14 protein-coding genes are annotated in these 20,429 nt (G+C 57.0%); 4 read left to right on the forward strand and 10 right to left on the reverse strand.

The features are described 5' to 3' along the window. Positions 1-437: 437 nt before the first annotated feature. The 6 genes from IQ254_RS20430 to lepA form a co-directional block, all read right to left on the reverse strand. Complete coding sequence (locus IQ254_RS20430) at positions 438-1,874, reverse strand: glycosyltransferase family 2 protein (RefSeq protein WP_193968007.1); 1,437 nt, start codon at positions 1,872-1,874, stop codon at positions 438-440. A 30-nt stretch (positions 1,875-1,904) separates the two neighbouring features. After that, entirely contained in the window at positions 1,905-3,335 is a 1,431-nt protein-coding gene (locus IQ254_RS20435) for an acyltransferase (RefSeq protein ID WP_193968008.1), read from the reverse strand. Between the two features lie 361 nt (positions 3,336-3,696). Continuing rightward, a complete protein-coding gene (locus IQ254_RS20440; RefSeq protein WP_193968009.1) occupies positions 3,697-4,530 on the reverse strand; it encodes a PhzF family phenazine biosynthesis protein in 834 nt (277 codons plus the stop codon). Between the two features lie 181 nt (positions 4,531-4,711). Next, on the reverse strand, positions 4,712-5,224 hold the full coding sequence (locus IQ254_RS20445) for a GNAT family N-acetyltransferase (RefSeq protein WP_193968010.1): 513 nt from the start codon (positions 5,222-5,224) through the stop codon (positions 4,712-4,714). A 335-nt stretch (positions 5,225-5,559) separates the two neighbouring features. Next, entirely contained in the window at positions 5,560-6,924 is a 1,365-nt protein-coding gene (locus IQ254_RS20450) for a GH1 family beta-glucosidase (RefSeq protein WP_193968011.1), read from the reverse strand. 97 nt (positions 6,925-7,021) lie between these two features. Then, positions 7,022-8,827 carry a translation elongation factor 4 gene (lepA, locus tag IQ254_RS20455; protein WP_193968012.1) on the reverse strand — a complete coding sequence of 602 codons (1,806 nt, stop codon included), beginning with the start codon at positions 8,825-8,827 and terminating at the stop codon, positions 7,022-7,024. A 306-nt stretch (positions 8,828-9,133) separates the two neighbouring features. Between lepA and IQ254_RS20460 the strand changes: the two genes are divergently transcribed. Next, entirely contained in the window at positions 9,134-9,367 is a 234-nt protein-coding gene (locus IQ254_RS20460) for a type II toxin-antitoxin system CcdA family antitoxin (protein ID WP_193968013.1), read from the forward strand. 132 nt (positions 9,368-9,499) lie between these two features. Continuing rightward, the gene (locus IQ254_RS20465; RefSeq protein ID WP_193968014.1) at positions 9,500-11,320 is read left to right on the forward strand and encodes a GAF domain-containing protein; all 1,821 of its coding nucleotides are present in this window, start codon (positions 9,500-9,502) and stop codon (positions 11,318-11,320) included. A gap of 130 nt (positions 11,321-11,450) precedes the next feature. Here IQ254_RS20465 and IQ254_RS20470 read toward each other — a convergent pair whose 3' ends face one another. Further along, on the reverse strand, positions 11,451-12,089 hold the full coding sequence (locus IQ254_RS20470) for a PhoP regulatory network YrbL family protein (protein WP_228040929.1): 639 nt from the start codon (positions 12,087-12,089) through the stop codon (positions 11,451-11,453). Between the two features lie 453 nt (positions 12,090-12,542). Between IQ254_RS20470 and IQ254_RS20475 the strand changes: the two genes are divergently transcribed. Next, positions 12,543-15,743 carry an alkaline phosphatase gene (locus IQ254_RS20475; RefSeq protein WP_228040930.1) on the forward strand — a complete coding sequence of 1,067 codons (3,201 nt, stop codon included), beginning with the start codon at positions 12,543-12,545 and terminating at the stop codon, positions 15,741-15,743. Positions 15,744-15,798: 55 nt separating this feature from the next. On the opposite strand, the gene IQ254_RS20480 is transcribed toward IQ254_RS20475, so the two are convergent. After that, the gene (locus IQ254_RS20480; protein ID WP_193968016.1) at positions 15,799-16,596 is read right to left on the reverse strand and encodes a 4'-phosphopantetheinyl transferase superfamily protein; all 798 of its coding nucleotides are present in this window, start codon (positions 16,594-16,596) and stop codon (positions 15,799-15,801) included. Positions 16,597-16,762: 166 nt separating this feature from the next. Between IQ254_RS20480 and IQ254_RS20485 the strand changes: the two genes are divergently transcribed. Beyond that, positions 16,763-17,917 carry an NAD(P)/FAD-dependent oxidoreductase gene (locus IQ254_RS20485; RefSeq protein ID WP_193968017.1) on the forward strand — a complete coding sequence of 385 codons (1,155 nt, stop codon included), beginning with the start codon at positions 16,763-16,765 and terminating at the stop codon, positions 17,915-17,917. Positions 17,918-18,063: 146 nt separating this feature from the next. Here the strand turns inward: IQ254_RS20485 and IQ254_RS20490 are convergent, their stop codons facing one another. Together IQ254_RS20490 and IQ254_RS20495 are read right to left on the reverse strand one after the other, a co-directional pair. Beyond that, on the reverse strand, positions 18,064-19,341 hold the full coding sequence (locus IQ254_RS20490; RefSeq protein ID WP_193968018.1) for an ABC transporter substrate-binding protein: 1,278 nt from the start codon (positions 19,339-19,341) through the stop codon (positions 18,064-18,066). A gap of 516 nt (positions 19,342-19,857) precedes the next feature. Continuing rightward, positions 19,858-20,094, reverse strand: a complete 237-nt coding sequence (locus IQ254_RS20495; RefSeq protein ID WP_193968019.1) for a hypothetical protein — start codon at positions 20,092-20,094, stop codon at positions 19,858-19,860. Positions 20,095-20,429: the final 335 nt, after the last annotated feature.

Here is a 20,429-nt window from a genome sequence, read left to right on the forward strand (position 1 = left end):
ATATGCGCTCGGTCACGCGTCCGATAGGGAACTGTCTGAGCCTCCCGAAGTTCACTTAACGTGCGGTCTTCTTCCTCGGTCAAAATGATGCGTAATGGGGCGGGCATTTGAGGGCACTCTGGCTACCCTGCTATCTTACATTTAATCTCAACTGCCTACTTACTGGAACTAAGTTTTATCAGTCATTTTTTTGAACCAATTGCCAAACCTCCTAGGTAAGCGTCCCTAGGACTATGTCGGCTGAGCGAAGTCGTTCGCCCTGCGTCTCCCAAAGGGAGAAAGCCAAAACCCATGCAGTATGTCCCCTAGCCCCTCTGGGGCGGCTGCGCCAACGACTCCGCTCAGGGGACGGTTACGAATTCGCTGACGACAGCACAATTTCTGGCTGGCTATCGCTCCCAAGATCTCGTTACGACTCCCGCTAACGAAGATATCGACTACCCCTGCTTGAAGCGATACCGCTTCTGGGATTGAGGATCGCGGGGGGTGACTACCCAGGTGTGCTCTCCCTTGAGGTAGTCGTAAATAGCAACCACCGCGATCGAGTTTTTGAGGGTCACGTAGAAGGGCAAGAACAGGATGTGCTTGATGTAGTAAGCCAGCGGGTAACGCCTGGACGCGACCTTAGCGGCGGCTAAAATTTGGTAAACCCCGCTGAAGAGTGACAGGCCTCCGGCAAGCAAAAAATAACCGCGCATGGGCCCAGGAAACGCATCGGGCACCAGCAAAAACGCCAGCAGTATCGGTAAGAGCTGAAGAGAAACCAGGGCAAACGATTCGCAGTAGTAGAGCAAATAGGTCCAGTAGAATTTTTGCCAGTAGTTGAAGTGGGGCGATCGCCATAAACGACGCTGATAGAGCAGCGACACCTCTAGCCAGCCGTGGGCCCAGCGTTTGCGCTGAAACCAGAAAGTTTTGAGCGAGGTGGGCGCCAGCTCACTGGTGACAATGCTGCGATCGTGCAGAATTTTGTAGCCGTTGAGCAGCGATCGCAACGACGCGTCGATATCCTCGGTCAGGCGGTTGGGGTTAAACCGAATTCGCTTTAGCACCTCGGTTCGCCAATAGCCGTTTGAGCCGCCAAAGATGCTGGAGTCGGTGAGGAAAGACTTGGCAGCATGGCTAATGCCGTAGAGTTGCTCAAACTCAATCGCAATATTTTGAGCCAGAAAGTTTTCGCTACAGTTACGAATGACGTTGCGCCCCTGCACCACATCGTACCCCTGGGAAATCCAGTGCCAGGCTCGCCTAAAACAGTCGGCGTTGGGATGATGGTCGGCATCGAGCACGCAGGCAATGTCTCCGGTTGCAATATCGAGAGCAGCATTGATATTTTCAGCCTTAGACTGGCTGGTATCAACCCGCAAAATCGTCAGCTCAGGAGATTGTCTGGCCAACTGATGCAGCTCAGCCTCAATGGGGAGATTGACGGGCGTGTTGTAGGCCAAAATAATCTCTAACCCGCCAGCGGGCCGCTCAATTTGGCCTAACAAATGCCGTAGCGTTTCAACGATAATGCTTTGTTCATTGGGCAAATAAGCGGCTACCAAAAACGAACAGCGGGGCACCGGTTCAATTGGGTATGGGCACTCAGACCCCCGCACTCCAATCCATCCCTTCAGCTGATTGCGGGGCTGCTCTAACGGATGGCTGAACTGCCGTTGATAGGTCGCGAATCGGCGAAACAGCGCGTTGGTAGACTCGATGATGATCATCACCGCGTTGAACAAAAAAATTGTCAATACGACAGCGCGCGGACTGACTAAAGCCCAGCCGTTGAGCAGCAAGAACCCATAAAAAACAGCGGGCAGGCCAATCAACAGCACATGGGTAAAGATAACTTTCTGAACTTCAGCAGACCATGTTTTGGTCACTAGGCTGCCCCCTGGCTTCAAAAAATGGTCTCAACAGTTGACATAGGTTCGAGCGAGGGCAGCGGCCTCCACCAGGCTCAGGCTATTGGCGCTGACCCACACTGTCTGCCGCCCCGCTGAAATTTGGCAAAGGTACGTCTCACCCTCGTCGAGCAGCGTCTCGATCTTGTGTACAATCCAATCGCGGCGGCCCTGGTAGCTGACGCGATCGCCCACCATGGGCATCCAATTCGATACCTCAGGGGTTGGGTTTTGCATCAGCAAATAGTCAATATCGCGCCACAGTTGTAAAGCGCTGCGCTGAATCAAGGGGCGCACCGCGTCGGCAATCATGGCCAAGATTAAGGTGCCAATTACCATCAGCGGCAGAGATACCCAGTATCGCCACAGGCTGCCTTGAACCCATAAATTAATCGTGCGATCAATCACAAAGCCGTGAATCAAGAAATAGCTATAGCTGTAGGAGCCCAACCATACCATGGCCGTCGATAGCGCGGGCAGAGTACTGAGCGATCGCAGCAGCACCACCGCAACCATCACCCAACCAATGGGCAGCAGCAGATCGCAAACGACCCAGCCCGCTCGATAAAATTGAGCGATAAAGCCCGTGGCGTACACCAGAAGCCCGACCCAGACCAGCCGCTGAGGTCGCCAAAACAAGGGGCCTCGATGATGGCAATAGGCGTCTGCGATCGCCATGCCGACCACAAACGTGCTCAGCTTGGCCAAAAATGAGACGAAGGGCAGCCAGTTATTCGGCGTATCGAGCATAGAGTAGGTGAGATGCCCACCAAAGTGGTAGACCGCTCCATAGCGATAGAGCGCCGTCATCACCAGGCTCATGCCCAGCAAATTGCGCGCCCCCCAGCGGTTGAGTAAGTACCAGAGCAGGGGAGAAATCAGCGAGAAACTCATCACCAGGGGAATAAACCACCAGGGGCCGCTGGTGGACAACAAAACCTGGCCGTCAAAGCCAAACAGCAGCGGAAAGGTAGCCCCCGTAAAGATATCCCAGGGCGCTGGTCGGTAGCTGTTGGTCGCTACGCCGATTAGCCAGAGTACCGGATAGGCCAGCCAGGCGACGGTCCAAAACGGCCAGAGAATTCGCAACAGGCGACTCTGAAGAAACTGACTGGTACTGACCTGAGAGGCCTGGCTGCGCAGCGATAAAACCAAGACAAACCCGGCCAGCAGAATAAAAACATCGACCGCCTGAAAGCCAAACCATACCGGCAGCGACACCGCTGAGGCCAGCATATTTTGTCCAAGGTGGGGGCTAGCACTGGCGATCGCCGCCATATTACTGCGTAGCCCGGTCGGTTGAGGGGTATAGGCGTAACCTGTGAAGAGTAGCTGGGCGTGGTAGAGCAGAATACCCACTGCCGCAAATATCCGCATTCCCTCCAGCCAGCTAAGCTGCGGCTTTGCCAGCCGAGAATGCACAGACGATGGTTGAGACATAGGCTAACGATCTCAGGGAACTGGGTCTTGAATCATGGTGAATCTTTACGCAAGCGAAGTCCGTTAGATTTGGCGAACCCGGCAGCGCCATCTAGAAATAGGCAGTAGCATGCTAGATAATCTGCTCAGAATAATTGTATTAAGAGTTGATTAAAATCAACCTTAAGCAATATTTGTTTAATTTTCAAACTTAATTCGACGGTTTTTCCAGGGACGATGGCTGCCAAGGTTTGGTTCCCTAGTGGGCGGTAGCGCAAATTTGATCAATATGGCCAACAGCAAGGGGCAGGAGGAGCTAGGAGCGTTGGCATAGTGGCTAAACGTTTCCCAGCATGGCCAGTCCTGGGTGATGGCGTTGTCTCTACGTCGCCATCAGCCGAGCAGTGCCTGAGACTCGAATCGAGCTGCCGGGGGTGGGGGAAATCTCTGCCCGGAGGCGCGATCGCATGGCCATATCTTCCCCCTGCGTGATTTGGATATCGCCCCCGTGGGGCCAGCCAATATCGCGCAGGTACCCGGCCAGTGCCGCCGTGGCCGCCCCCGTCGCCGGGTCTTCGTACACGCCCCCCGAGGCAAACGGGTTGCGGGTGTGAAACTGCTGGGGGGTCTCGGCATAAGTCCAGCAGATCGTGACCAGCCCGGCCCGGTTCATCAGCTCTCGACCAGCGGCGAGGTCGTACTGCATCGCGGCCAGGGCATCGCGGGTCTTGAGCCCTAAAACAAGATGGTCTGCGCCACCGTGGGCCAAGGCGGGGGGAAGGTTGGCGTCAAGGTCGGCCTCGGTGTAGCCAAACAGGTCGAGCACATCGGCCACCAACTGGGACTCAACGGTGGCACTGCGGGTGGGTGGCGATTGCAGCGCAGCAGAAATAACCTGGCCTTCGCGGCGACCTTCTACGGTAATCTCGGCTTCGTTGAGCACCAGGGGGAAAATACCGTTACCCTGCTGAAGCGCCAGGGCGGCTCCCAGGGCGATGGTGGCATGGCCACAAAAGGGCACCTCCGACTCGGGCGCAAAGTAGCGCACCCGCCAGCCGGTGCCCGTGGGGGCTGCAAAGGCGGTTTCTGAAAACCCCACCTCTGCTGCTATACGCCGCATCTCGCTGGCGCTGGGGTGGGCTTCAGCAATCCAGACTCCGGCCGGGTTGCCGCCCGTATCACCATCGGAAAATGCCGCAATTTTGAGAATATCCATCGTTTCGGCCTGGGCTATATGGCAACGATTTTGACACACGCTCCACGATCTACGGATATGACATGTCTGGGTCATAGCATCGATGTTTTCGATTGTTATCACCCGACCAGCCTGGGTAGAGCGACTGGTAGACGGGGCAGGCCCTACCCCTCTAGATGGCACGGCAGGAAAAGACATCCTGCTAGCTGATGGTCGCATTAAGGCGATAAATATCTACTTCAGAACCGTGGAGAACTGTGTTGCGATCGTATTCTAGACCCAGCTTTTTCAGGATCTTGACAGATGCTGTATTGGCGGGCTCGACGATGCCGAGCAGGTATGGCAGCTGCAGCTGATCTAATCCATAGTTGATCGCGGGTTTTGCCGCCTCGGTGGCCAGCCCTTGCCCCCAAAAGGCAGGTTCGAGACGATAGCCAATCTCTGGCTCATTGATGCCGTCGATGTGCTCTAGGGCAATGCCGCAATAGCCAATCAGTTGGTTCGTTTGTTTGAAGATGACGGCCCATTTGCCAAACCCATGACTTTGATATAAAGCAATAAATTCTTCGATTTTTTCCTGGGTCTCTGCTGTCGATAGGACGCCTTTAGGCGAAAATTTCATTACTCTTGGATCGCTAAGAATAGGTGCCAGCTGGGGCACATCTTCTAGCGTGAAATCTCTCAAGATTAAGCGCTGGGTTTCTAGCCAAACCATAATGAAGCTTTTCTATCAATGATTTGTGTGTGACCAATAATTGTCAGGTTTAGCTAGACCCAATCTAGTACTCTGAGGCGGCAATAACCCAGCTGTTGACTCACGCGAAAACCCTTATGAGGCCTGGGGTTCCCGTTCTGCCTTCTTACTTCTGCCTTTCGGTACTAGTCTAGCTGGCCCCATTTGATAGTCAACGCTATGGCAAATTTCATCGCGCATCCATGCCCAGCTGGCCTTGGCGATCGCCGCCGCCGCCATTCCATGGGCGGCTGCAATCTGCTGGGCTAGCAGCCCCATCTCTGGATGCTGCGAATCAATATATGCGCACTTCTCATCTACACCACGCGATTCTCCTCAATGCAGCGGGCGTACCAGTGGTAGCTGGCTTTGGGGATGCGCTGCTGGGTGGCGTAGTCGATATAGGTGATGCCAAAGCGGCGATCGCGCCCGTAGGCCCATTCAAAGTTATCCAAAAAGCTCCACAAAAAATAGCCCATCAGCGGGTAGCCTTCTTGAACAGCGCGGTGGGCCGATCGCAGATACTGTTGTAGATACTGAATGCGGTCTAGATCGAGCACCTCCCCAGTAGCGGTGGGTTCATCCTGGGCCGCGCAACCATTCTCGCTGATGAACACTCGCAGCTCGGGTCTTTGGAGCGTATCGCTGATGTGGCGCACGCCCCAGTAGAGGCTGTCGGGCACTATGTGCAGCCAGGGCATGTGCATGCGGGGATAGCCCTGGGGAAAGGGCAGGATCTCGAAGCCGCGAGCATTTTCGGCAGCGCGCACATACAACCCGGTATAGACGTTAAAGCCAAGGAAATCCAGCGGCTGATGAATAGTCTCTAAATCGCCGGGCTGAATGTCGGGAGCATTCATGCCTAGGTCTTCCAGCAGCTCAGGACTATATGCGCCGGTTAGGGCCGGGTAAATAATGCCGCCGTTGGTACCTGCCAGGGGAAAGGCGGCCTGGGCCGCCGCGATATCCTCCGGGGTATCGGTTAGGGGTACCGTGGCCAGGTAGTTATCCACCAGTGCCACCTGGCAGGGTTGGGGCGAGGCGGCACGAATGGCCTGACAGCCGAGGCCGTGGGCTAACAGAGCGTGGTGGGAGGTCTGCCAGACTTCTTTAACGGTTTTGACTACGGTGCCGGGGGCCATCTCGGGCACATAACCGACGCCGTAGCCGAGGTGGGTGAAGCAAAAGATTTCGTTGAGGGTGATCCATTCGGTGACGCGATCGCCCAAATGCTTCACCACCACTGCCGCGTAATCGGCAAAATCCTGCGCCATTTGCCGACTGCGCCACGAGCCGTACTGGGCTTCTAGCGCCTGGGGACTGTCCCAGTGGAACAGGGTGGCGTGGGGGGTAATGCCACACTCCAGCAGGGTATCGACTAGCTCGCTGTAGAAGGCTAGCCCGGCCTGATTCACCGCACCGTGCCCCTCGGGAAGCATCCGGGGCCAGCAAATGCTAAAGCGATAGTGGCGTACCCCCAGGTCAGCCATCAGGGCAATGTCATCGCGGTAGCGGTGGATATGATCGCAGGCGATCGCCCCCGTATCGCCATTTAGCACCCGTCCTGGGGTTTGGCTAAAAACATCCCACACGCTGGGGCCACGGGCCTCGGCAGCGCCCTCAATCTGGTACGACGAGGTAGCGACTCCCCACTGAAACCCCGACGGCAATGCGTAGACCATGGCCTCGTCCTCCATATCGTTTCACATCTGGCACCTGATCAACGAAATCATGTGCGTGCTCACTCGGTACGGGCTGGTGCAGTAGGGGTAGCGAGCATCAAGATAGCTTTAGCACGGCCATAAAGGCTTCCTGGGGCACGTCTACCGTGCCGATCGCCTTCAGTCGCTTCTTACCTTTGGCCTGCTTTTGTAGCAGCTTTTTCTTGCGGGAAATATCGCCGCCATAGCACTTGGCCAACACGTCTTTGCGCAGGGCGGGGATGCTCTCGCTGGCCACGATGCGGCTGCCAATCGCCGCCTGTAGAGGAATCTTAAACTGGTGGCGGGGAATCAGCTCCTTAAGCTTTTCGACTAGGGCTTTACCGACGTAGTAGGCCTTGTCACGGTGCACAATCGAAGCCAACGAATCCACGGGGTCGCCGTTGATTAACACGTCGAGCCGCACCAGGAAGTTTTCGCGGTAGCCAATCAGGTGATATTCCATACTGGCGTAGCCCTTGCTGCGCGACTTCATCTGGTCGAAAAAGTCGGTCACCACCTCGGCCAGGGGCACCTCGTAGATTAAGGTGGTGCGGCCCTGGGCCAGGTACTTCATGTCTTTGAACTCACCCCGGCGGCTCTGGCACAGCTCCATCAGCGCGCCGACATACTCTTCGGGGGTGATCATATCGAGTTGAACGTAGGGCTCCTCGATTTTTTCGCGGGCCTGGGGGTCGGGCAGGGTGCTGGGGTTATCGATTTCGAGCACGTCGCCCTGGATAGTGGTGACTTTGTAGATTACCGAGGGAGCAGTGGTAATCAGGTCGAGGTTGTACTCACGCTCCAGGCGCTCCTGCACTATTTCCATGTGTAGCAGGCCCAAAAAGCCGCAGCGAAAGCCAAACCCCATGGCGCTGGAGGTCTCTGGCTCGTACTGGAGGGCCGCATCGCTGAGGCGGAGTTTTTCGAGGGCTTCGCGCAGTTCTTCAAACTGGTCTGAGATGGTGGGGAACAGGCCACAAAAGACCATGGGTTTGGCTTCGGCGTAGCCCGGTAAGGCCTCGGTAGCAGGGTTTTGCGCCAGGGTAATGGTGTCGCCCACCCGAGCGTCTTCTACGGCCTTAATGGAGGCGGCAAAGTAGCCCACTTCTCCGGCATGCAGCTCATCAACTTCGATCTGGGTGGGGGCGAGAACGCCCAGCTCATCGACTTCGTATTCTTTGCCCGAGGCCATGAGCCGCACTTTGTCTTTGCGGCGAATGGTGCCATCCATGACGCGAAAGTAGACGATTACGCCCCGGTAGCTGTCGTAGTAGCTGTCGAAAATCAGCGCCCGCAGGGGCTGATCGACGGTGTCGGCGGGGGGCGGCACCAGGTAGACGATAGACTCTAGAATTTCGTCGATGCCGATGCCTTGCTTGGCGGAGGCCAGAATGGCACCGCTGCAGTCGAGACCGATAATGTCTTCAATTTCTTGTTTGATGCGATCGGGTTCGGCCCCTGGCAGGTCGATTTTGTTGAGCACCGGGATGATTTCCAGGTCGTTCTCTAGGGCCAGGTAGACGTTGGCTAGGGTTTGGGCCTCAACCCCTTGGGAAGCATCGACCACCAGCAAGGCCCCTTCGCAGGCAATCAGCGATCGCGACACCTCGTAGGAAAAATCGACGTGGCCGGGGGTGTCGATCAGGTTGAGAACGTAGTCTTTGCCGTCCTGAGCCTTGTAGTTCATCCGGGCGGCCTGGAGCTTGATGGTGATGCCCCGCTCGCGCTCCAGATCCATGCTGTCGAGGAACTGGGCCTTCATATCGCGATCGCTGACGGTGCCCGTGCGCTGCAAAAGGCGATCGGCCAGGGTCGACTTACCGTGGTCGATGTGGGCAATGATCGAGAAATTGCGAATCTGAGAGACAGGAACCTCTGTCATACAAGGCTTACCAATGACGGGCCAATAATGAAAATTTACAGACTTTAATATTGTAAGCCCTGGCCTAGACGAATGCTCGCGGCGGCGCTGAGGGGAAATCGATCGCGATGGTTACCTCCGTATGACAGTTATGTGAGTTAGATAGGCAGATCCGTTGTCTGGTCTGTGGAAGATAAACTTGTTATGTCAAGATCCCGAGACCCAGGCCCCGGGGTTGGGGATGACCGCACCAGACGCGTCTATCCTAGGGACTAGACTAGAAGAAGAAGACACCCTATTACCTACCTGGCAGTCAGGCCGCCCATTATGCAAAACCCTACCTCCCCTACCGACGAACGGTCGGCGGAAAAAATTGACCTCTCGGTTCAGATTGACAAAGACTTGCTTGACCAGGTGACCCACCTTAGCGCTAACCCCAGCAAGGTCATTGAAGTGGCACTGCGCCAGTGGCTACGGGGCGATCGCCGCTACGAAGACGATCTGGTGCGCCATTTGCCCCGCAATCCGACGGTACCGCCAAAGGGAGAATGGAACGACTAAAGGAGGGCTAGCCATGCTCTCAAGGGCATGGAGGAACATAGCCGCTGAAGGGTTCTCAACGAATTTGCGCTGGGCTAGAGCCATTGGTGAGGTCAGTTGGCTACTATGGAGGCGTCCTGGCCTTCTACTGCTATGCGATCGCGACCTCCTTTCTCTGCCCTAGCCACCGCCAGCGACATTGATCCGGGTGAGTCTAGCTCTGCCTGGATTATGGTGCTCGATCTCCGTGGAGTGGTCGAATCTATTCAATCGGTGGGGCCCGAGGCGCTGCCAACCACGCTGACGGCCAATTGGGTGGGGCGATCGCTGAATGAGATTGTTTCTTTTGCCACTCCCAATACCCTGGGGCAAGCACTCAACACGCTGGCTACCCACCACGAAATAGTGCAGCTTCGAGGCCGTTGCCCCCTGGGTGCCCACAGTCTTGACGTGCGTTGGGTGCTACACCCCCTGGTCGCGCCCGATGAGTCTCTTTTTCGCGTGGTTGCCACGGGCTACCTGATTGATTTTCAGGGTTTGGTCGATATACCGCGATCGCGCGCTGCCCTATCGCCGACGGCCACCGCTGAATCCGCTTCTGGCCTGTGCGCCCAGCTGCAAACCTATTCGCCCCGGCTCAATCAAATTACGCGCAATGTTCGGTGGACCTTAGATTTAGACATTATTCATCAACAAACCGTCGAGGGCTTGGGCGATTTGTTTGGCGTCGATCGCTGCCTGGTATGCAGCTGTAATGCACCCCCCAATATGCCGCCTGAGGCCGCTACCGTAGCGGCTGAATACGTCAGGTCTAGCGACTTGCCTAGCTGGCAGGGGCAAGTATGGCTGCTGGCCGAAACTCCATACCTGAGCACGGCTGCCCAAACTTCGATCGCGATGGTGCCCTCTCGGCAACCGGCTGACCCTGCCACCGTAGCAGTCGCCACCCGTTATCAAAACACGATCAACGGGTTTATTGTGCTCCACGACCATCCTCACCGAGCCTGGTCAGAGGTCGAGCTCAATTTGCTCACCGATTTGGCCGACCAGGTCGGCACCGCCATTGCCCACGCCACTCTATTTAGTGAGAGCCATGCCCTGGCGATCAAGCTCCAGCAGGCCAATGCCAGTCTGATGGAGAAGCAGCGCGAATTTCAGGAGGCTCGTCGCCAGGCCGAAGAGGCTCGCCGCCAGGCTGAAGAAGCTTCTCGGCTTAAGAGTGAGTTTTTGGCCAACACCTCCCACGAGCTCCGCACACCGCTCAACGGCATGATTGGCTTTCTTAAGCTGGTGCTCGACGGCATGGCCGATGACCCCGCCGAGGAAGAGGAATTTGTCGCCGAGGCCCACAAGTCAGCGATTCATCTGCTGCAGCTCATCAACGATGTGCTCGACATTGCCAAAATCGAAGCGGGCAAAATGCAGATTGAGATGGGGCCTGTACGCCTCAAGGATCTACTGGCCGATGTGGAAAACTTTATTCGCCACCAGGCCGACCAAAAAGAGCTATATTTCAACATTTTGCTGCCTGCCACCCGCGATGACATTACTCTGCATGGCAACTACCAGCGACTGTTTCAAGTCTTTATTAATCTGGTCGGCAACGCGATCAAATTTACCCATGAGGGAGGCGTTACCGTCAGCGCCGAGGTCAAACCCCAAAAGGTAGAGTACCAGGGCAAAACCTGGCCAGGTCTAGTCAAAATTAGCGTGGCCGACACCGGCATTGGCGTCTCGCTCGAAAAGCAAGACCGGCTGTTTCAGAGCTTTAGCCAGGTCGATGGCGATCGCACGCGACAGTACGGCGGCACTGGCCTTGGTCTGGCGATCTCCCAGCGCCTAGTCGAAGCCATGGGCGGCGTCGTGCAGTTCATCAGCATGGGCGAAGGGCTAGGCTCGACGGTGACCTTTACGGCTCTGCTGTACCAGGAGCCGGTGGTAATTGACAAAGAGCCGGTATACCCGCCGAAGTAGGGTATCTTTGGCTGGGTACAAGCCTAGTACCGAAAGGCAGAAGTAAGAAGGCAGAAGGCAGAACGGGAACCCCAGGCCTCATAAGGGTTTCCGCGTGAGTCAACAGCTGGGTTATTGCCGCCTCAGAGTACTAGGGCGATCGCCTCAAGACCTGTTTTACCCCCCGATCGAGGCGGCGCAGTAGGCGGTACCCAGCCCGCACCCAATCCAGCAAAACGTAGGGCAGATGCAGTCCTAGGGGCAGAAAAAAAGGCCGGTAAATCCACCAGTAGGCCCGCTTTACATCCTGCCAGGCCCGACAGGGCGCTGCGTTTAAGAAATCAGAGACATCGACTACGACACCGCGCCCGTCCCATTGCATTACGTTGCGGCCATGGACATCGTGGGGAAACAGGCCGCGCTGTCGCGCGTAGTCTAGGGCGGCGTCAACATCGTGAATGACTTGCGGCGCAATGGGAACGCCCTGGTGCAGAGCATCGTAAAGGGTGATGCCGAGCAGCCGCTTTAGCACCAAAAAGTTGGCCCCGCTGACGTAGCAATGAGAAAAGGCCCCATGCTCTCCCAGGCGTCGATAGACCTCGATCTCCGCTTCGATACCGGGCCGACCAGGAGCATACACCTTCACCACCTGATCGGGATAATCGGGATGGGCGAAAACGGCGGCGTAGTTGCCGGCCCCGAGGCATTGCCACGGCATGGGCACCCGATGCACTACTACCGGGTTGTGGGGATTGATACTCTCCAGGCGCAGCCCAGGCAACAAGGCCATTTGCACGTTCTGAACTAGCGTCCGAATACTGTGGGGCATAGGGCAGACGACGTTACCGATGAGTGAACAGAGATGTTGCCAGCATAGCGATTCCCACAGACAACTAGCTTAATTTAACCAAAGCAAGCGCCTTATTTAACTCAATATCACGTTCCCTTTAACACTGCTATGGGAAATTGCTTAGGGAATACGTATGGGTTGTTTTCTAGCTAACTCTGAAAACCAGCTTGCTTTAGCCATCCTGACAAAACGACTCAAAGTCTAGAAGGTTAGATCATGAGAAAAATCTATAGATATTGAGCTAAAAATCTATAGATCATTAAGCTAACCCTTTTTCTGTATTTGGCCAAGGCTAGCTAAAAGTAGCTTGTTTTGCTCAGGTTAGTGCGAAAACAACGTGGCTTCTGATATTTCCAGAGACTTTCAGGTTGAATTTACAGGGAAACTTTTCTGATGGCAGGAAATCACGTCATTTTCATTCATCCGGATGGGTCTAGCCCCTCCGACTTTAGCTTTGCTCGATTTGTGACCGCAGGCCCGGATGGTCGGCTGAATTGGGACAATTTGGCCGAGGCTCGTGTCTACCTCGGCCATATGGAAGATCAGCTTACGGGTACGTCAAACGGTGGCGCAGTTACCCACGCCACTGGGGTCAAAGTGTATGCCGAGTCTTTTGGCTTTGAAGTGCAGCGCGATGGAGAGGGCAACCCCATTGTTGATGAAATAACGGGTCGGTTTGTTGAGGAGGAGTTAACGGCTCTCTCTGGCACCAACCAAACCATCATGCAGGAGGCCGTGGCAGCTGGTAAGGTGACGGCCTTGATTAACTCTGGGGTGATTGCTGAGCCCGGTACGGGGGCCTTTGCGGCAGAGGTTGGTCAGGCCGATGTACCGGCCGATGCGACGGGTTTTGCCGCGTTTCCCCGGGGCCAATTTGCGAATATTACCCGTCAGGTGGTTGAGTCGGGAGTAGATATTATCCTCGGCGGTGGTCTGGTCAACTATCTACCTGTGGGTGCCGAGCCACCGGCTGGGGCTGTCTATGCTGAGTCTGCCGAGCAGCTCGATGCGATCTCCACGGCATCCAATATTCGCCCCGACACCAACCTGATCGAACTGGCTGAAAGCCTCGGCTACACCGTTGTCTATACTGCCGACCAGCTGACAACCGTGGTGGCTGATGAGAGCGTCACTAAGGTGCTGGGCATCTTTGCCAACGAAGATACGTTTAACGACACCATTCGCCTGGCCGAGGGCAGCCTGCCCGGCTATGACGAAAATCTGGCCAATACTGGCACGCCTGCCTACGTGTCTTCTGCCCCTACCTTAGGTGAGATGCTGGCGGCTGCCCAGACCATTGCAGAGCGCCACCCCAATTTTGAAAATGGCTCCTTCACGGTACTTGAAGAAGAAGGGGTGGATAACTTTGGCAATATCAACAGCGCCTCTGGCAAGCTGGAGTCCCTGCGCCGCACCGATGAAGCGATCGGTGTAGCGATGGATTTCTACGATCGCAATCCCAATACTCTGATCATCACTGCCGCCGACAGTGAGGCCGGTGGTTTGCAGCTCGACGACACGGAGGAAATCGCAGGCACCTTTCGCACTAACCCGACCGGGTTGGATCTGACGGCGGCACCCGATTTTCAGAATCCGGGGGATGGTCAGCAGGGGGTCGGTACCGAAGCATTTGTAGCCGCCCCCGCCGCCAATGGCAATGTCTACAACTTTGACGTCGCCTGGGCCGGTACCCCTGACTTTGCCGGCGCGATCGTCACTAAGGCCCATGGTTTGAATGCCGACCTGCTGCCCGCCACCGTAGACAATACAGATATCTATCGGGCGATGTATGAAACCTTGTTTGAGGTCGATCTCTCCGATCGCGACGTTCCAGAGTTTATCCCCGCTCCTAAGCCGACCCAGGATACGGGCAATGTCATCTTCTTTCACCCCGATGGCACCAGCCCCACGATGTATGGCTTGGGCCGGTTTGTCAGCCAGGGCCCTGATGGGCGTCTGAACTATGACTTGATGTCTGACTCCGGGGTTTACCTGGGTCATATGGAAGATCAATTGGTCGGTACTTCCAATGCGGGCGCGGTCACCCATGCCACAGGGGTCAAAGTACCCGCTAGCTCATTTGGGTTAGATGAGTTTGGCAACCCGGTGGTGTCGGCTTCAGGTAAACCAGGCGTGACCATTTTGGAGGAGGCGATCGCAGCCGGTAAGGCGACGGCGGTGATCAACTCTGGTTTCATCGCCGAACCCGGCACCGGTGCCTTCTTAGCAGAAGTTGAGAGCCGCAGCGATGTTGCCGAAATCACCCGTCAGGTCGTGGAGTCTGGGGTTGACATCATTCTGGGCGGCGGCGAAATTCACTACCTGCCCTTGGGCACGGTCGGGCGCTTTGGTGAAGCAGGCATTCGCGAAGATGGCCGCAACCTGATTGAAGAAGCAGAGGCCGCTGGCTACACCGTCGTCTACGATTTAGCCGAGCTGCAAAGCATTCCTGACGGCACCACCAAGCTGCTGGGGGTATTTGCCGCCGAAGACACCTACAACGACAATCCTGAGGAGCAAAACCAGTCCCTTGGGTTAGAGAACTACGGTCAGCTCCTGCCCGATGGTAGCCCTACCAATCAGCCCACCGTGGCCCAGATGCTGGCCGCGGCCCTGCCGATTCTGGCGGCAGATCCCGATGGCTTCATGGTGGTTGCCGAAGAGGAAGGCACCGATAACCTGGGGAACAACAATAATTCTCGGGGTGTCTTGGAGGCCGTCTTGAGGGCTGACGCGACCCTCGGCGTGGCGATGGATTTCATTCGCAACGAAAACCCCAACACGCTGCTGGTGACCGCTGCCGATAGTGAAGCCGGGGGTATCCAAGTCTGGCAGCCAACTCCCTTTGCGCCCGCGCTCCCCGAGACTCTGGATACGGTGGCTGCCCTGCCCGTCAACCCCACCGACACCGAGACCTTCCAGAACCCGGTGGATGGTGCCGAGGGTCGTCTCTTCCCGCTGACCACCTTTGCGTCACAGCCCAGCCTCGATGGTGAGATGGGCAACTTTATCACAGCTTGGGCCGGCACCTCCGACTTCTCGGGCAATGTCGTGGCCAAGGCCTATGGCATGAATGCCGACTTGCTAACCTCCACCGTTGACAACACGTTCATCTACGAGATGATGTATCGCACCTTGTTTGGGGATGAGGCGCTGGCAGCCCCGATTGACGAGTTGATTGATCTAACCGGCATAGATGGGGAGGTTACCGTCAGCGTGACCCTGACCCGCGAAGCTCGTTTTGACAATGTCTTGAAGTTCTACGAAACCGATGCCCAAGGGAGGGTAGAGGGTCTGTTACCCGGCGACGCTGGTTATGAACAGGCTGTCGTTGACAATCTCCTAGAGGCTGAGCTGTTCGTTGACAACAGCGACGTTGCTGATGCTAGCTTGACTCTTTTGGGGGGTACCTACTATGCCCCAGCCCTACTCATTGACGGCAGTACTGACCGCTTGGCCACTATTGAAGCGGCTGTTTTGGGGAGTACTCGCATTCGTCGCGAAGGGGCTGTCTGGAGCTTTGAAGACCTGACTGACAATGACTTCGACGATCTGGTGTTGACCGTTAATGCCGTCCAGCCTGGAGTTGCTTAACGGCCATATCCAGTAGCGGCAAAGCTAACAGCCCTCAACCCATACCAAGGGGTGCTCAAGCACGGGTAGGGGGCCAAGCTAGCAGGTCAGTAGGGTTAGTTTGCTCTATACGGAAGCGAATGGAGACTGAGCCGAGGGTCTGGACGGCGATCGCAGCCAGATACCCCGGCTCTGGCTGCCATTGGTAAAGCTGCCCTGGGTGCTCTGGTAGATGGGCGTTAGCGACAGGGATTGCCCTCAGTACTGGGGTTAGTTCCCTCGCGGCTGGCGCTAGTTGCAGTGACTGCATCGAGTCGGTAATGCCCAGACCCTGGGCCTTGAGACAGGCCTCTTTACCCGTCCAGTAGCGCAGAAAATGACGCTCGGCCTGGGGGCTGTCTAGGGCCAACACCTCGGTGGCTTCAGCGGCTGTGAGGTAGCGGCGACACAGTCTAGATAAGCGGTGCAGAGGACGCAAAACTTCGATATCGACCCCGATTTCGCGTACCTCTGCCGCCATACTCACGGCTACCAGCAGCCGCTGCCCGCTGTGGGACAGGTTGAACTGGGGCACAACGCTCTGGTCAACCTGGTCTAGGCTCGGCTTGCCGCGAGGGCCGTAGCTGAACCCTAGGGTGGTTGGGGGTAACCCGGTGTAGCCACTGAGTAGGTGGCGCAGACAGCCTCGGCTGAGCACAAATTGCCGCTGGGTCTGAGGCCGGCTAATTTTCGCTAGCTGCTTTTGCTCTGGCTCAGATAAAGAGGCTTTTAGCGTTGCCAGCGCTTCTACCTCGATGTTGTCGGTTGACAGTAGCCAAATGTCAATGTTGGATCGGTCGTCGGGGTGGGGTTGCCCGGGGCGCAAGGTAGTCATCTACTGGCACAGAAGAGTGGGCGGTGGGCAACCGGATGCGGTCTAGCGCTATTGTGCAGTAAGCTGGGCACCCTTGACACACCCCCGGTCATCTTCTGCTATGCCGTCGCAGCGATCGTTCTACCCCTCTTTAGGACAGTCTGCCTCTCATGACAACAGTTCTGCTGTGCGTGTTTGTATTGTGGGCGGTGGGTTTGGCGGTCTGTACTGCGCCCTGGCTCTGCATCGGCGATCGCAGGCCTCGCCTCGGCCTCTGCACATCACGCTGATCGAACCGCGCGATCGCTTCAACTTCACCCCCCTGCTCTATGAACTGCTGACCCAAGAACTCGCCCCCTGGGAGATTGCCCCCACCTATGAGGAACTTCTGCCCCCCACTGCCGTTGATCGGTGCCAGGACTGGGTCGATCAGATTGATCTGGCCCAGCGCACCATTACTCTGCGCCAGGGCAAACCGCTGGTCTACGACTATCTCGTGGTCGCGATCGGAAGCCAGATGCGACCTCCCACCGTAGCCGGTAGTCGGGCTCATACCCTGCCCTTTGCTACGGTAGACGATGCCTGGCAGTTGGAGCGACGCCTAGAAGCCCTTGACGATCTCGCCACCGTGCGAGTGGTGGTGGCCGGGGCTGGAGCCAGCGGGGTCGAACTGGCCTGTAAATTGAGCGATCGCCTGGGTCACCGAGGCCAGATCACCGTGGTCGATCGACGGGGAGAAATTTTGCGTTCCTACCCCGAGCGGGTGCAGCGGTCGGCGATGCGGGCCTTAGCCAAGCGCCGGGTGAGCGTATATCTTGATGCAGCCATTGAGACGGTCGATGGCAGCGGGTTAACCTTTGGCTACCAGGGGCAACCCCACCACTGCCCCGCCGACCTCATGCTGTGGACTGTGGGTACCGTGCCCCGACCCTGGCCCAGTAGCGCTGCCCCCAAACAAACCCCCTTGGGTCAGTGCTTAGTGCTTCCTACCCTGCAACTGCCCGACTACGACAATGTATTTGTTTTAGGAGACATGGCGGCCATGCCAGCCCCAGGTCGAGAGCGTGCCCCCACCACCGCCCAGGCCGCTTACCAGGCTGGGCCAGTGGTCGCCCATAACATCCTGGCTCTGATCGCCAATCGTTCCGTTAAGCCCTTTCGATACAACCACCTGGGCGATATGCTCACCCTGGGTCAGGGCGACGCCGTAGTGTGTGGATTTGGGCTCTGCATCACGGGGCGGCTGGGGGCATTTTCGCGGCGGTGGGCCTACTGGCTGCGGCTGCCTACCCACGCCCACCGTCGGCGGGTGCTCAGGCATCGCCTGGGCTTCAAAGACTAGTACCGAAAGGCAGAGGGCAGAAACCCGGTTTCTTGAACCAATACCTTGCCCTCATCCCCTGGGCGATCCGACTCAACCGCCGCGCGTTCGTCTGATCCTCACTCGCGTGCAAGAAACCGGGTTTTTAGCCATACTGTACCGATGCTCTAGGGCCAGCTGGTATCAATTTCTTGCAGCACGCGATCGACATCTTCGCCGCCCACATAATTCACCATGCCCCGCCAAAATGTGCCCGTGCCGACGGCGGCTGGCATCAGATCTGACCCATCAAACCGAATCGTCTCGGCACTGAGGAGGATCTCAGCTTGCTGGCGCACCAGATCGTTGGGGTAATCGGCCAAGGGCACGCCGCGATGGGGGGAAATGTAACCCCGCTGGGCCCAGCTCCGGTGTGGGGTCTCGGTGGCCAGATAGGTCATCACCGCCCTGGCTTCGGGGCTGTCTTTGAGCAGGCCAAAGACAATGCCACCCGTGAGTAGGGGTTCCCCGTAGGCGGGGTCAATGCTGGGCAACTCAAACACCCCGACGGTTTCGCCGGGAATCGCCGACTCGGGTAAAAAGTCGCTGATAAAACTGGCCTGCCGATGCAGATAGCAACCCGGCGGATCGTCAAAGAGCGGAGCAGGCGAGTCGCCAAAGGGAATGCTGATCGCGCCTGTGGGGCCGCCCACCACGTAGTCGGGATTGCGCACAATGTCTCCAAAGCGCTCAAAGGCAGCTTTCACGGGTGGCGAGTCAAAGGGCAGTTCGTGGGTGACCCAGCGATCGTAGTCGGCAGGCCCCGCCGTGCGCAGCAGGATCGACTCGATCCAATCGGTGCCGACCCAGCCGCTGGCGTCGCCGCTTTCCATACCCAAACACCAGGGCGTGTGGCCATCGGCCACCATTTGATCGGAGAGCTGCATCAGCTCATCCCAGGTGGTGGGCAGGCTGTAGCCCGCTGCGGCAAAGGCCTTGGGGTTATACCAGACCAAACTCTTTGGGTCGGCCCGCATCCAGACCCCATAGAGGTCGCCATCGACCGACCCCAGGCTGAGCCAGTCTGGGGCATAGGCGGCAGCGAAGGCGTTTTGGTCAATCCAATCCTCCAGGCTGACCAGGGCACCTTCCCTAGCCAGGTCGGCCATTACCCCCGGCTGGGGAAACAGCGCAATGTCGGGCGGATCACCGCCCTGCACCCGAATGGGCAGGATGGTGGCAAAGGCATCGGTGCCTTCGTAGACGATTTCAATCCCCGTTTCCGCCGTCAGGGGAGCCAGCGCCTCTTCCACAATCTCCTGGCCGACCCCCGTCAGGGAACCGAGAATGACAATAGTTTGAGGCTCTGGGGTTTGAGGCTCTGAATTTGGCGCTGTCGCCTGCCGATTGCAGGCAGTGGTGGCTAACGCCAGCCCTAGGACGATGGCAGTGACAAGCTGTTTCATGAATTTGGGCTACTCCAGATGGGCGAACAGGCCTGAGGCATAGCCAGGCCGTCGGCCAAGACTTGTGAAGCGGCAGGTATGCCTGGGTTTTCGGGGCATTGTCAGGCAACACCCCGGTGAGATGCCTGGTTTGAGTCGGGATTGCTCAAACGGATTTCGTATTCTATAGCTAGATTTGATTCTGGCTGACGTCGATTCATAATGGGGGATCTGCCTATGGCATTCATCAAAGCATGCTCCCACAGCCATACTTCTCAGGCTTTACTCCCCTCCCCGCTGAGGTCGAACCTTGGTTAATGCCCGATGCCAGACCACTGTATCTGCAACCCGGTTAGGAGAACTCCCTAAACGCGGGGGCGTAGGGCTGACCTACGCCCCGCCCTGCCCATGATTGACGTTGGCTCTGGCCCCCACCGCTACAAAAACCCGGTTTCTGGACTAGAAGGCCAGTCCTACCGTTAGCGCGGCGATGAAGAAACCGGGTTTTTAGCCCTACGGTACCGATGCGCTAGCGGCTTACCCCCGAGGCGGCGTAATGCGGCGGCTGGTGAGGCTGATGTATTCGCCGCTGCGCCCGGTGGGGATGGGGGCGATCCAGGCGACTCTGTCGCAGTAGCCGAGCACGTCCATGCGGTTGATGGCGGCGACGAGGGCGGCGTGGTCGCCGAGCAAAATGTGGCAGAGGCGGTCGGGCTGGTAGGTGGGCAGCGCGAAGGTGGTGGGGATGGTATCCCCAGTGGGTTGGTCAAACATACGGGTGGTCTCCGTTTTCGGTAAAGAAAACGGGGAACGAGTCTAGCTGTCCCAATTGAAGGTAATAAGACGCTAGAGCCTAGAATGATTCCAGGTTATCGCCAGCTTACCCAGCTTAAGTTGGGATGACTTAGGGGATTTGAGGAGGTGCGAACTCCTCTCTTCCCCGCCTAAAATCATTCCCCGCAGTTTTAAATTTGCCAGAAGCTGACCTTACCTCGAAAAAGTGGACATTTCCGAAGAGTCGACAAGGAAGGAGAATGTTCAGATGAGCCAAAAACCGCGAAGGACATTTACAGACGAGCAAAAAGCAGAAGCTGTACGCATCGTGGGCC

Origin of the sequence: Nodosilinea sp. LEGE 07088, assembly GCF_015207395.1 — a bacterium.
GTDB lineage: Bacteria > Cyanobacteriota > Cyanobacteriia > Phormidesmidales > Phormidesmidaceae > Nodosilinea.